Below are 12389 nucleotides of genomic sequence, written 5' to 3'. Positions count from 1 at the left end.
GACCGCCCTTCGGCTTAGCGCGTTCAGGCGGCAGCAGCGGTGCGATCTCGGCCCACAGGCCTTCGGGGAGGAGCGGTCTTGCCATCTCTACTCAACGCGCCAAACCCGGTTTTGTTAGACGCTCTAACTGATCCGCGCCGTGTCCATCACGGGGCAGATCAATCGCTGATTTTGTGGAAGAAAATTGGCGCACCCGACACGATTCGAACGTGTGACCTTTGCCTTCGGAGGGCAACGCTCTATCCAGCTGAGCTACGGGTGCAGGCCGTGGCCATGTCCTAGCCCAACCGCGGCGCCAGCGCAACGGCGTCCGCGGTCACGCCGGTCGCCACGGATGTCCCGGCAACACGGGATGATACGGTTGCGCACACCCGATCATGCGACAACCTGAAGATGTCAGAGGCATAGCCAGGCGCGCGAAGCTGTGCTGTATAGGTCCGACGACGGGCTGCGGGGCGTGGGGCGCCGGCAGCGCGACGGCGGTGCGGTCATCGGTTCACGCGTGTCCCCTCAGCTCGGTATCGCGGCTCGGCCGCAGATCACGGCCGGCGACTTGGCCCGGCGCATCGCCGATCTGGGGCCGGGCGAGCGCCTCGTCGTCCTGGGTGTCGGCCGCGCGACCCTCGGCGTCCTCGTGTCGGAGGGCACGGATCGCGGTGCGCTGCTGGTCGCGGATGCGGATCAGTCCGATGCCACCGCGCTGCTCGACCGGCTCCTCGACGATCTGGCCGACCTCGCCCGCGCGCGCTGGCCGCACTGGTACGGCCGCGACACCGCCGCGACCCTGCTCGGTGCCGATCCCTGGCTGAAGGCGGCCGCGAAGCGCGTCCGGCTCGGCCTGACGCCGCGCTTCCGCGGGATGGCGCGCGACCTCCAGTTGCGGCACCTCGCACAGGCGATCGAGCCCGGCGGCCTCGTCCTGATCTGGGAGATCGATCCGGCCTCGCCCGCCCGCGCCCGCCCGGCGATCGAGGCGCTGGAATGGTGCGCCCGGCAGGGGGCCGCGGTGGTGGCGGCGCTCGCCGCCGAGCCGCCCGAGACGCCCCCCTACGACCGGATCCTCTACGGCGCCCACGCCTTCGCCGAAGCGGTTCGGCCGGCGGTGGAACGCTTCATCGCCCCCCCCGGCGGCCTGCCGGCGAGCGATCTCGAGCGGCGGGTGGCGACGGCTCTGGGGCAGGATCCGGACCTCGCGGGCCTGTTCGTCTGCAACGCCCCGGTGCCGGTCGGCGCCTGGGGGGCACGGCCGCGGGTCGACCTGCTCTGCCCGACGCTCCGCGTGGTCGTGGAACTCGACGGTCCCGAGCACCGGGCCGAGCCCAAGTTCGGCGCCGACCGCCACCGGGATTTCGAGCTGCTGACCGCCGGCTACCTGGTTCTGCGCTTGACCAACGATCAGGTGGCGGCCGACCTTCCGCTCGCCATCGAGAAGATCCGCGCCGTGGTCCGCCTCCGGCGCGCAGGAGGGGACTTAGCCCATGCATGACGCGCCGACGCCGCAGCAGGCGCTGATTCTCTGGTGCCTCCTCGGCCGGGGCGGAACCGCCCTGGAGGGCACGCTCGTTCCGAAGGTGAAGCCGACGGATCGCGAGGCCCTGGTTGCAGGCGGCTATCTCGAATCCGGGAAGCAGGCGCGCGCGCTGCGGCTGACGGTGACCGATAAGGGCTGGAACTGGGCGGGGACCCATCTGGACGCGCCCCTGCCGCCGGCCTTCCGGGTGCTGCAGGACTGGCTGGGGCGAATCGAGGCCGATCTCGCGGCGAGCGGCCGGCCGCTGGCCGAATTCGTCGGTCCCGTCATCGCGGAGCCGCCGCCGGAGACGCCGCCAACCCGCAAGAAGGCGGCCGTGGCCGCCCCCACGGCGAAGGAAACGAAGGCGGCCAAGGGCGCGAAGACGACCGGCACGAAGACGACGCCGCCCCGCAAGGCGGCAGGTGCCGCCCAGAAGACGGCCGGTTCCCGGTCACCAACCCGCTCCGGAAAAACCGCGCCCTCCAAGAAACCTCTCAGCCCCGAGCAGCTCCGCGCCCGGATCGAGGCGGCCTACCTCGCGCTGACCGGCGGGGAGCGGGCCAGGGCCGTGCGCCTGAGCGCGCTGCGTACCGAACTCGCCGATCTCGACCGCGCGACGGTCGATGCGGGCCTCGCGGCGATCCTCAGCGGCGACAAGACCGCGGGGCTGAGTAAGTTCAGCGACCCCCGGTCGCTCGATGATGCCGAGCGCGACGCGGCGTTCAGCCCCGCAGGCGAGCCCTTCCACATCCTTCGGATCCAATCATGACCGATGCCCTCGACGCCCTGCGCCGGGTCGATTTCGACTGGGTGCGCACCCTCGACAGCATCTGGATCGATACCCCGCCCACCGGTAGCCCGAACGAGCGGCTCGTCGCGGATCTCGTCGCTGCCCTCCACGCCAAGGCCCGCAAGCCCGCCGACCGTCCCCTCGGCCGCGTCTTCGTCGGACCGTCGGGCGTCGGCAAGACGCACCTCGTCGGGCAGATCCGCCAGGAGGCGTGGCGCACGGGGGCGTGGTTCGTGCCCCTCGACGTCCTCGGTCTGACGGATTTCTGGCGCAGCGCCGCCCTGAGCTTCGTGACCGCCCTGTTGCAGGCGATGCCGGACGGGCGGCGGCAATCGGATGCGGTTCTGGCCGGCGTCGCCCGCCGGTTCGGCGTCGAGACGCAGGTCGAGGCCGCGTTCAACACCCCGAACATCGATGCCCGCCGGATCGTCGACGTTCTCGTCACGGCGCTGATGCGGGTCGATGCCGGCCGCGCGCTCAAGCACCTCGACGTGTTCCGGGCGCTCTGCCTGCTGCGCTCGCAGGATTTCGGCGTGGTCGGCCTCGCCCATGCCTGGCTGCAGGGCTACGACGCCGATCCCACGGAACGGGCCGCCCTGGGCTTCAAGACGCCCCCGCCGGCCCCGGTCGAGCTCGTGCGCGGCATGTGCTGGATCATGGCGCTCAGCGGACCGATCCTCATCGCGGTCGATCAGATCGACGGCATCATCGAGAGCAGCCGGCTAGCTGCCCAGGATGGGCTCGAAGCAGAGGCAGGGCTGACCGAGGTGCTGGCCGCGGGCCTGCTTGAGGTCAGCATCGTCTGCGACCGCAGCATGACGGTGGTGACCTGCCTGGAAGAATCCTGGGAGCGCCTACGGACGCGCAGCCTGGACTCGATGATTGAACGCTTTAAAGATCCCACATTGCTGCTCGGGATGAACGAGCGCGCTGCCGCCGCCGCCCTTGTGGCTGGACGGTTGGCCCCGGCCTACACGGAAGCCGGATTCACGGCCGAATCTCCGACTTGGCCGTTCAGCGAGCGCGCCATCGCGGCGGCTGCCGCGGTTAACATGATGCCGCGCATCCTGCTGATGCGCTGCGACGCCTTCCGCCGCCGCTGCCTTGCGGAGGGGGCGGTCACAGTCTGCGACGACCTCGGCGCACCTCCGCTGCCGCCGCTACCTCCCGAGCAGGGCCTCGAATTCGACCTACCCACCGCCGCCAAGGCTGCCGACATCGCGGGCATCCGCAGCGACGAGGACGTTTGGCTCGGCCAGCTCCTGCGCGACGTCTTCGACCTCTACGCCCTGGAGGACGACCCCGACGACGACCTCGACGTCGCCAGCAAGGGCGAGCCCGACCAGAGAATCCCGCCGCTCCACGGCCGGCTGATCTTCATCCACCACGACGAGAACGACCGCGAGCGGCACGTCTGCTACCGGGCGCTCCAGCACCAGAACGCCATCGCGTTCCAGGCCCGCCTGCGGGCGGCGCTGACCGCCTCGGGGATCTCGACGCGCATCCCCGACCGGGAATTGCTGCTCGTCCGCCGCGGACCCGTGCCGGGCGGGACCAAGACGCGGCAGCTCGTCGACGCGTTCACGGCGGCCGGCGGGCGGGCGATCGACCCGTCCGACGACGACCTGCGGGTCTTCGCCGGCCTGCGCGACCTGCGCGCCCGGGCGCAGGAGGAGGGCACCTCGGACCGGTTCGAGCGCTGGATCCGCGACGAGCAGCCCCTGGCGAAGACCGCCTTCTTCCACGCGGCGGGCCTCGCCCACGCGGTGCGGGGCGGGGCGACGCCGTCGGACGCAGGAAGCGCGGCCGACCGCCCAGCCGCTCCGGAGGCGACACCCGACACGGCTCCGAAGCCCGTATCCGGAGGCTCCGCCCCCGCGGAGAAGCCCGGCCCGGAATCAGAGGTCGCCCCACCGCCGCCGCCGCCTCGGCCTGAGGGGCATCCCCCGGCGCCCGACGCGATCCCGGTCGGCCACCGGCTCACCCCGGACGCCCCCGCGGTCAGCCTGCCGCTGCGCCTGCTGCCCCGGCACACCGCGATCATCGCGGGCTCGGGCTCGGGCAAGACCGTGCTGCTGCGCCGCCTCGTGGAGGAGGCGGCCCTGGCCGGTCTCCCGGCCATCGTGATCGACCCCAACAACGATCTCTCGCGGCTCGGCGACCCGTGGCCGGAGCCGCCGAAGGCCTTCTCCCCGGAGGATGCCCGCAAGGCGGCGCTCTATGCCGAGCGGGTCGAGGTCGTGGTCTGGACGCCGGGCGTCCATGCCGGCAACCCGCTGTTCCTCTCGGTCCTGCCCGACTTCGCGGAGCTGGGCGCGGATCGCGACGAGCGCCAGCAGGCGATCGAGATGGCGGCCGAGACCCTCGGGCCGCTCGCGGGCGCCAAGACCAATCTCCAGCGCGGCGTGCTCGCGGGGGCGCTCCAACACTTTTCGGAACGCAGCGGCGGCGGCAAGCTCGGCGACTTCATCGCCCTGCTGGCCGACCTGCCGGACGGGATCAGCGCGATCGGCAACGCCGCCAAGCACGCGGCCAACATGGCCGACCAGCTCCACGCCGCGATCGCCACGAACCCGTTGCTCAAGGTGGAGGGCACGGTGCTCGATCCGCGCCACCTGTTCTTCGGGCGGGACCCGGGGCGCACCCGCATCTCGGTGATCAACCTGTCGGGTCTCGCCTCGGAGGCGGCGCGGCTCGATTTCGTGAACCGGCTCCAGATGGCGCTGTTCGGCTGGATCAAGAAGAACCCGCAGCCCCGCGGCCTGCTCTACGTGGTCGACGAGGCGCAGACCTTCCTGCCGGCGCAAGGGGCCTCGCCGAGCCTCGGCAGCGGCATCAAGCTGGTGGCGCAGGGCCGCAAGTACGGGCTCGGCATGATCGTGGCGACGCAGGTGCCGCGGGGCATCCACAATCAGGTCGTCTCGAACTGCACCACGCAGTTCTTCGGCCGGCAGAGCGCCCCCGCCACCATCGCGGCCGCCCAGGAGATCCTGGCGGCGAACGGGGGCAGCGCGGCCGATATCGGCAAGCTCGAGGCGGGGGAGTTCTACTTCGCCACCGAGGGGTCCGGCCGCCCGGCCAAGCTGCGCACGCCGCTCTGCCTGTCCTACCACCCCGCCAACCCGCCGACGCCGGAAGAGGTCATCCGGCAGGCCAAGCGCTCGGCCGAGCCGGCCTGAGCGGCCGCGCGCAACACGGGGGTTCCAAAGGGCCGTGCCCTTTGGCGGGGTCTCGGGGCGGAGCCCTGATCCGGCACCGCCGGGCGCGTGGCGGCAGATCCCGCCCCGGTGTTGCCGTCGTGCCCTTGCATGCACGCCCGATATGCCGGCCCCTGGGCGGGTCGGAGGCAACGCGAGGGGGCAGGCGTGACGGCGGTGGGCGCCCGGACGGACGCGCGGGCGAACAATTTCGGGACGCTGCGCCTGCTGTTCGCGGCGCTGGTGATCCTCGCCCACGCCCCCGAACTGGCGGACGGGGACCGGTCGCGCGAGCTGCTGACGCGGGTGTTCGGCACCCTGTCGTTCGGGGAGGTGGCGGTCGACGGCTTCTTCCTCGTGAGCGGCTACCTGATCACCGCGAGCTACCGGGCCAAACGCTCCTTCGCCGACTACCTGATGCGGCGGGTGCGGCGGATCTATCCGGGCTTCGTGGTGGCGTCGCTCCTGTGCATCGGCATCGTCGCGCCCCTGGCGGGGGGCGATCTCGCCGCGGTCTCGCCGGCCGAGACCCTGGTGCGGCTGGCCCTGCTGCTCATGCCGGTGGTCCCGGGCGCCTTCGCGGACCTGCCCTATCCGCTGCTCGACGGCGCGATGTGGACGATCCCCTGCGAGTTCGGCTGCTACCTGCTGCTCGGCCTCGTCGGCACCGCCCGGGCGTTCCGGCGGCGGGGCCGCTACCGCGCGATGCTGGCGGGACTCGGTGCTCTGCTCGTGCTGCGTTGGCTGTATCTGCCGATCGGTCATCCGGGCGACGGGCTCGGCTCCCTGTCGGAGATGATCCGGCTCAGCTTCGTGTTCGCCTGCGGCGGCGCCTTCCAGCTCTTCGCCGACCGGATCGCCTATACCGGCCGGGGCGCGGCTTTGGCCGCCGGGCTGCTCCTGCCGCTGCTGTTCAGCCCGCCGCTCGCCGAGCCGGCCTTCGCGCTGCTCGGCGGTTACCTGATCTTCTGGTTCGCCTTCGCGGTGCGGCCCCTCGCGCTGAGCCGCGCCACCGCGCAGCTCGATCCCTCCTACGGGCTCTACCTCTACGCGTGGCCGATCCAGAATCTGCTGATCGCGTGGGTGCCGGGGCTCTCCCCCTGGACGGGGGCGGCGCTGACGCTGGCGGCCGCGCTGCCCCTCGGCATCCTGAGCTGGTACTGCGTCGAGCGGCCGATGCTCCGGCCCCGGCCGGACGTGGCCAGCCCGGGGCCCGGCGATGCGCTGGCCGCCCTCGGCCGCTGAGCGCCGGTAACCGCCCCCGCCCTCGCGCGTTGGCGACGGACCAGCAGGGCAGGGGGCCGAAAGGGGGGCCGGACATGTCCCAGACCATCGATCGCGCGACCCTCGACCGGCTCATCGCCCGCGGGCGGGACCGCGGCGAACTCTCGGCGGAGGACCTGCAGGCCGCGCTGCCGGTGGAGCGCATGGATGTCGACGACCTCGTCCTGGTGATGCTGGAGCTGGAGGCCGCCGGCATCAGCGTCGAGCCCGAGGCCTTCGGGCCGCCCGCCGACAAGCCGCTCACCACCGGCCTGACCCTCCCGGCGCGGGATCCCGGCCCCGTTCCAGCGGTCCGGGCGAGGGAGGGCGCCGACGCGGCGGCCGACCCGACGGCGTCCGGATCGCGGGCAGCGCCGCCGCCGCAGACGGATCCGGACGAGGGGGCAGGGGTCAACCGGGCCGTCGCCCTGGCCGGTCTCGCGACGCTGCTCGTGCTCGGGGCCGTGCTGGTGCTGCTGTGAGGCCAGCGGATCACGTCTCTGCCGAGCGTCGAGGATGTGAGAAACAAGCGCGTGACCCCTCCCCCGTGCGGAAAGGAGAGCGCGTCGCGGCTGGCGGTGTGGCAAGATCGTAGCCTGTCAGGGGCGGCGGAACGCATCGACCGGCGGACCCGTTGGCCCGCGGCACTCCGAGGAAGATCCGGCCCCATGCGCCAAACCCCCGACGGACACACCCCTGCCGGAAGCACCCCCGAGGGAACCCTGGCGCTGCTGATCGCGGCCCTGCGCGAGGGCACCGCCCATGTCGAGGCGCTGCTGACGCTGGCGCGGACCGAGGTCGACGGCAACGTCCGGGCGATCGTCTCGCTGGTCGCCATCGTCGGGACGATCCCGATCCTCCTGATCGTGACCTTCTTCCTCGGCCTCGACGGGGTGGTGAAGCTTCTGGCGCTGCCGTTGCACTCCGAGGCGGCGGCGGCGCTGATCGTCGCCGCGCCCTTCCTGATCATGGCCCTCTGGCTCGGCTGGCTCGGCGCGCGCCGGATGGCGCTCTCGAACCTGGAACCCTGGCGGACGTGGCGGCAGGCGAAGCGGACCGTCCGGGACGTGACCGGGGCCTGACGCCGGATCTCAGCGTCCCCGCGTGCCGGTCCGCTCGGGGCGCAGGTGCAGGAAGCTGCGCTCGCCCGTGGCCGCCTCGGCGACGTGCTGGATCGTGTCGAGGAGGTCGGCGACCGCCTGCGGGCCGGCGGGCCGGAACGCGGCCTTCGGCGCGACCCAGCGCTTCTGCGTGCGTCCCGCGGCGATCTGCGCCTCGCTCAGCGCGTCGAAGTCCCGGCATCGCGCCATCGATCGTTTCTCCAGGCTGGCTCCCGCGATGGGAAAATCTGCCCGGATCATGGTTGACGGAGGGTTAACGTCGGTCCTGCATCCACCGCCGTGGGACCGTCGGACGCAGCTCCATCCCCCCGGCTTGCTCCCCGACACCAACCTCTATAGTCAGAAAAAACTGAGGCTCATCAACAGATTAGTGTGATTATAAACTGCAGCCGCGGGGCAGCCGCCTGTTCCGGCGCCGGATCCCGGGCCTAGCCCCATGGCGGCAGGACAGGCCCTCGGCACGCGCGTCACCGGCACCCTGGCGGGCCTGCGGCCGCTGGCGCCGTTCTTCTGCCTGTACGTGACCTTCGGGGCGACGCTCGGCTTCCTGTCGGGCGGGGCGCCGCTGATCCTGCGGGCGCGCGGCGTCGAACTGGCCGAGGTCGGGCTCCTGCAGCTGATCAACCTGCCGGTCGGGCTCACCTTCCTCTGGGCGCCGCTCCTCGACCGCCTGCACCTGCCGATCCTGACCCACCGCATCGGCTGGATCGTGGCCGCGCAGGGGGCGACGGTGCTCCTCCTCGCCCTCTTGAGCCTCGGCGAGGACTGGTCGCTCGCGGCGCTCCTCGCCCTGGCGGTGGCGGCCTGCGCCTGCGTGGCCACCATGGACATCGCCCTCGAAGCCCTGGTGGTCGAGACCGTGCCGGGGGACCAGCGGGCCTTCGTGGCCTCGGCCAAGCTGTGCGGGGCCTCCCTCGGCGGCATCCTGGGCGTCGGCGTGCTGGTCGGCTCCTACGAAAGGTTCGGCTGGCACGGGGCGGTGCTGGCCTGCGCCGCGCTGGACGCGCTCTGCCTCGTGCCGATCCTGTTCTATCCGGAAGCCCGGCGCCGCGGCGCCGGGGGCCGGCCGGAGCGGTGGTCGGGGTCCCTCGCGCGCCTGCGCATCCTCGGCGGGCGGGTGCTGGCGCTCGGCGCCTACTTCGCCGCCGCCTACCTGCTCGGCGGGCCCAACACCCTGGCGCTGCTCGATCTCGGCGTGCCCCTCGGGCAGGTCGGGTTCCTGACCGGCACCGTCCTGCCGGGGATCAACCTCGTCATGGCGCTGGCGGCGGGCGGGCTCGCCGCCCGGTTCGGGACGGTCCGGCTGATCGCGTTCGGCGCCGTCGGCGTGCTCGCCTCCGGGGGTCTGATGGCCGGCGCCTGCGCGGGCCGGATGGCCGATCTCGCCATCGCCGCCACGGTGCTGGGCTTCGTCGCGGGCGGGTTCCTCGGGGTGCCGGTGTTCAACATGATCTACCGCTGGGCGCAGGGTCCGAGCCCCGCCACCGATTACGCCCTGCTGTTCGGGGCGGCCTTCTTCGCCGCGATGCCCCTGCGGGTCGCCGCACCGGCGCTCGCCGGCTGGATCGGCTGGCCGGGCTACTTCGCCGCCACCCTGCTGCCCTACGCCGTCGCGGTGGCGTGGCTCGCCGTCGCGGTGGACCGGACCCTGCGGACCGACCGGGCGGGCGGGCGATGATCGCCGCCGCGGTCGCCGCCCGGGTTCCCGAAACCCTCGCCGCCTACCGGGACGGCGTCGCCGACGGCCCCGGCGGCCCGGCGGCGGTGCCGCTCCGGGCGCTGCGCGACCCGCGCGTGTTCGACGCGACCCTCGACGCCTTCGCGGCGGGGCTGAGCCCCGCGGCGGGGCTCGACGCGGAGGCGGGGCTGAGCCCCGCGGCGGGGCTCGGCCCGGAGGCGGGCTGCGTGCGTTGCGACCGGCGCATCCTGGTCTCGTACTGGAGCCAGTTCTACCTCGCGGCGCTCGCCACCCCCGCGCTGACCGCCCTGGTGCGCCTCGGCCGCCCGCTCCCGCTCGCCTTCGACGCGCTGAGTCTCGAGTGCGACGGGGCCGGCCGGCCCTGCCGCTTCCACCTGCCCACGGAGGGATCCGGCTGCGCGGCCTGCCCGGCCCCCGGCCTCGCCGGGCTGGTGGAGGCGCATCTGCGCCCCTTCGTGGAGCTGTGCCACGCCCGCTGCGGCATCGCCCCGCGGATCCTCTGGGGCAACGCCGCGGTGATCCTCGATTACGTCGCCCGGGAGCTGGAAGGCTTACGCGGAGACGGGGAGGCGGCCTGTGACGACGTCGCGACCTGCCTCGGATGGCGCGCCGGTCCGGCCTGTTCTAAGAGCCCCCTCTCGCAGGCGCTCTGCCCGGGGGCGTCGGGCTGCCGGCGGCGGCGCGTCTGCTGCCTGCGCCACCGCCTGCCGGGGGTGCCGTCCTGCGGCGCGCTCTGCCCCTGCGCCCAGACCTGATCCGAGCCGCGATGCTGAAGGCCTTCCTCGCCTATTACCGGCCGTACCGGACCCTGTTCCTGGTGGATTTCGGCTGCGCGGTGCTGTCGGGCCTGCTGGAACTCGGCTTCCCCGTGGCCGTGAAGGGCTTCATCGATTCCCTGTTGCCCCGGCAGGATTGGGGCCTGATCCTGCTCGCCGCAGCGGCGCTCGCGCTGGTCTACGTCGCCAATGCCGGCCTGATGGTGGTCGTCACCTATTGGGGCCACGTGCTCGGCATCAACATCGAGACCACGATGCGGGAGCGGGCCTTCGACCACCTGCAGAAACTGTCCTTCCGCTTCTACGACGGCCAGAAGACCGGCCACCTCGTCGCCCGGGTGACCAAGGACCTGGAGGAGATCGGCGAGGTCGCCCATCACGGGCCCGAGGACCTGTTCATCGCCATCATGACCCTCTTCGGCGCCTTCGCGCTGATGCTGATGGTCCACGCGCCGCTGGCCGTCATCACCGGGGCGATCCTGCCGGTGATCGCCTTCGTGTCGATCCGCTACGGCGGCCGCATGACCCGCAACTGGCAGGCCCAGTACGGACGGGTCGGCGCCTTCAACGCCCGAATCGAGGAGAATGTCGGCGGCATGCGGGTCGTCCAGGCCTTCGCCAACGAGCCACACGAGCGCGCCCTGTTCGCCCGCGACAACGCCCGCTACCGGGACACCAAGCTCGAGGCCTACCGGCTGATGGCGGCGGGCCTGTCGATCAATTACCTCGGCCTGCGCCTCGTGCAGATCGCGGTGCTGCTGGGCGGTGCCGCCTACGTGGTCCGGGGCGACCTGACGCCCGGGGGGTTCGTCGGCTTCCTGCTGCTGGTCGGCGTGTTCTACCGGCCGCTGGAAAAAATCGGCGCGGTGGTCGAGACCTACCCGAAGGGCGTGGCGGGCTTCCGCCGCTACCAGGATCTGCTCGCCACCGAACCCGACATCACCGACCGGCCCGACGCCCGCGCGGTCGACGCCCTGCGCGGCGACATCCGCTTCGAGGGGGTGGGCTTCGGCTACGGGCCGGGCCGCCCGGTCTTTTCCGGCCTCGACCTCGCGGTGGCGGCGGGCGAGACAGTGGCGTTCGTGGGCCCCTCCGGCGTCGGCAAGACCACGCTCTGTGCCCTGCTGCCGCGCTTCTACGAGGTCGCGGCGGGGCGCATCACCGTCGACGGGATCGACATCCGCGCCATCACCCTGGCCTCCCTGCGGCGCCAGATCGGCATCGTGCAGCAGGACGTGTTCCTGTTCGCCGGCACGATCCGCGAGAACATCGCCTACGGCCGCCTCGACGCCACCGAGGCCGAGATCGATGCGGCGGCCCGGCGCGCCCGGCTCGGCGACCTGATCGACACTCTGCCGGAGGGGCTCGACACGGTGGTGGGCGAGCGCGGGGTGCGCCTGTCGGGCGGGCAGAAGCAGCGCATCGCCATCGCGCGGGTCTTCCTGAAGAACCCGCCGATCCTGATCCTCGACGAGGCGACCTCGGCGCTCGACACCGAGACCGAGCGGGAGATCCAGCGGGCGCTCGCCGACCTCGCCCGGGGACGCACGACCCTGGTGATCGCCCACCGCCTCGCCACCATCCGCGACGCCGACCGGATCGTGGTGCTGGGCGCGGGCGGCGTGGTCGAACAGGGCCGCCATGCGGCGTTGCTGGACGCGGGGGGCGCCTACGGCCGCCTGCACGCCGCCCAGTTCGGGGGTGGGGCGACCGATCCGGTGCTCGCCGCGGAGTAGGGTGGGGAGCACAGCCTATCGGATTCAAAGGTCTCGGCTCGACTCGCAAACCAATGGTAACAAAGCGCTTTTCCATCACCAAAAGAGCTGCGGGCTACACAGATTTGGCGCGCGGCTGATGACTGAGCGCGACCGGCCCCCTCTCCCGTGCGGGAGAGGGTTGGGGTGAGGGACGAGAAGCCACAGGATCGATCGCGCCGTTGACGCGCGTGCAGGCAGAGACTCTTTCGGAGAGTTCTCATCCCTCACCCTGTCCCTCTCCCGCACGGGAGAGGGGACCCGCGCCCCTCCGAG

At 72.4% G+C, this 12389-nt stretch carries 10 protein-coding genes, 1 tRNA gene and 1 pseudogene; 9 read left to right on the top strand and 3 right to left on the bottom strand.

From position 1 onward, the window contains the following. Positions 1-85, bottom strand: a pseudogene (locus AAHG09_RS27310) (IS5/IS1182 family transposase); the annotation flags it as partial. 100 nt (positions 86-185) lie between these two features. Further along, positions 186-262, bottom strand: a tRNA-Arg gene (locus AAHG09_RS27305). Between the two features lie 240 nt (positions 263-502). Here AAHG09_RS27305 and AAHG09_RS27300 point away from each other — a divergent pair. The 6 genes from AAHG09_RS27300 to AAHG09_RS27275 all read left to right on the top strand — a co-directional run bounded on the left by AAHG09_RS27300 (position 503) and on the right by AAHG09_RS27275 (position 7845). Beyond that, complete coding sequence (locus tag AAHG09_RS27300; RefSeq protein ID WP_342110725.1) at positions 503-1486, top strand: endonuclease domain-containing protein; 984 nt, start codon at positions 503-505, stop codon at positions 1484-1486. Next, the gene (locus tag AAHG09_RS27295) at positions 1479-2282 is read left to right on the top strand and encodes a hypothetical protein (protein ID WP_342110723.1); all 804 of its coding nucleotides are present in this window, start codon (positions 1479-1481) and stop codon (positions 2280-2282) included. The genes AAHG09_RS27300 and AAHG09_RS27295 overlap by 8 nt, the downstream gene beginning before the upstream one ends. After that, complete coding sequence (locus AAHG09_RS27290) at positions 2279-5482, top strand: helicase HerA domain-containing protein (RefSeq protein WP_342110721.1); 3204 nt, start codon at positions 2279-2281, stop codon at positions 5480-5482. The genes AAHG09_RS27295 and AAHG09_RS27290 overlap by 4 nt, the downstream gene beginning before the upstream one ends. Positions 5483-5668: 186 nt before the next feature. Then, complete coding sequence (locus tag AAHG09_RS27285; RefSeq protein ID WP_342110719.1) at positions 5669-6745, top strand: acyltransferase family protein; 1077 nt, start codon at positions 5669-5671, stop codon at positions 6743-6745. Between the two features lie 74 nt (positions 6746-6819). Continuing rightward, a complete protein-coding gene (locus AAHG09_RS27280) occupies positions 6820-7245 on the top strand; it encodes an RNA polymerase sigma factor region1.1 domain-containing protein (RefSeq protein WP_342110717.1) in 426 nt (141 codons plus the stop codon). 186 nt (positions 7246-7431) lie between these two features. Beyond that, complete coding sequence (locus AAHG09_RS27275) at positions 7432-7845, top strand: phage holin family protein (RefSeq protein ID WP_342110715.1); 414 nt, start codon at positions 7432-7434, stop codon at positions 7843-7845. A 9-nt stretch (positions 7846-7854) separates the two neighbouring features. On the opposite strand, the gene AAHG09_RS27270 is transcribed toward AAHG09_RS27275, so the two are convergent. Next, positions 7855-8073 carry a hypothetical protein gene (locus tag AAHG09_RS27270; RefSeq protein WP_342110713.1) on the bottom strand — a complete coding sequence of 73 codons (219 nt, stop codon included), beginning with the start codon at positions 8071-8073 and terminating at the stop codon, positions 7855-7857. A gap of 247 nt (positions 8074-8320) precedes the next feature. On the opposite strand from AAHG09_RS27270, the gene AAHG09_RS27265 reads away from it, so the two are divergent. The 3 genes from AAHG09_RS27265 to AAHG09_RS27255 are packed head-to-tail and all read left to right on the top strand — an operon-like array spanning position 8321 to position 12095. Then, positions 8321-9562 carry an MFS transporter gene (locus AAHG09_RS27265; RefSeq protein WP_342110710.1) on the top strand — a complete coding sequence of 414 codons (1242 nt, stop codon included), beginning with the start codon at positions 8321-8323 and terminating at the stop codon, positions 9560-9562. Beyond that, positions 9562-10338 carry a siderophore-iron reductase FhuF gene (gene fhuF, locus AAHG09_RS27260; protein WP_412760098.1) on the top strand — a complete coding sequence of 259 codons (777 nt, stop codon included), beginning with the start codon at positions 9562-9564 and terminating at the stop codon, positions 10336-10338. Before AAHG09_RS27265 ends, fhuF begins: the two co-directional genes overlap by 1 nt. Before the next feature lie 11 nt (positions 10339-10349). Beyond that, positions 10350-12095, top strand: a complete 1746-nt coding sequence (locus AAHG09_RS27255) for an ABC transporter ATP-binding protein (protein WP_342110707.1) — start codon at positions 10350-10352, stop codon at positions 12093-12095. Positions 12096-12389 lie beyond the last annotated feature (294 nt).

Source organism: Methylobacterium guangdongense (assembly GCF_038442355.1).
In the GTDB taxonomy this organism is placed as follows: Bacteria; Pseudomonadota; Alphaproteobacteria; order Rhizobiales; family Beijerinckiaceae; genus Methylobacterium; species Methylobacterium guangdongense.
This window is presented reverse-complemented; position numbering and strand designations above follow the sequence as displayed.

Coding starts and splice junctions, on each gene's coding strand:
- AAHG09_RS27295 (WP_342110723.1), top strand. CDS start 1,479: ATGCATGACGCGCCGACGCCGCAGCAGGCGCTGATTCTCTGGTGCCTC.
- AAHG09_RS27290 (WP_342110721.1), top strand. CDS start 2,279: ATGACCGATGCCCTCGACGCCCTGCGCCGGGTCGATTTCGACTGGGTG.
- AAHG09_RS27280 (WP_342110717.1), top strand. CDS start 6,820: ATGTCCCAGACCATCGATCGCGCGACCCTCGACCGGCTCATCGCCCGC.
- AAHG09_RS27275 (WP_342110715.1), top strand. CDS start 7,432: ATGCGCCAAACCCCCGACGGACACACCCCTGCCGGAAGCACCCCCGAG.
- AAHG09_RS27270 (WP_342110713.1), bottom strand. CDS start 8,073: ATGGCGCGATGCCGGGACTTCGACGCGCTGAGCGAGGCGCAGATCGCC.
- AAHG09_RS27265 (WP_342110710.1), top strand. CDS start 8,321: ATGGCGGCAGGACAGGCCCTCGGCACGCGCGTCACCGGCACCCTGGCG.
- AAHG09_RS27255 (WP_342110707.1), top strand. CDS start 10,350: ATGCTGAAGGCCTTCCTCGCCTATTACCGGCCGTACCGGACCCTGTTC.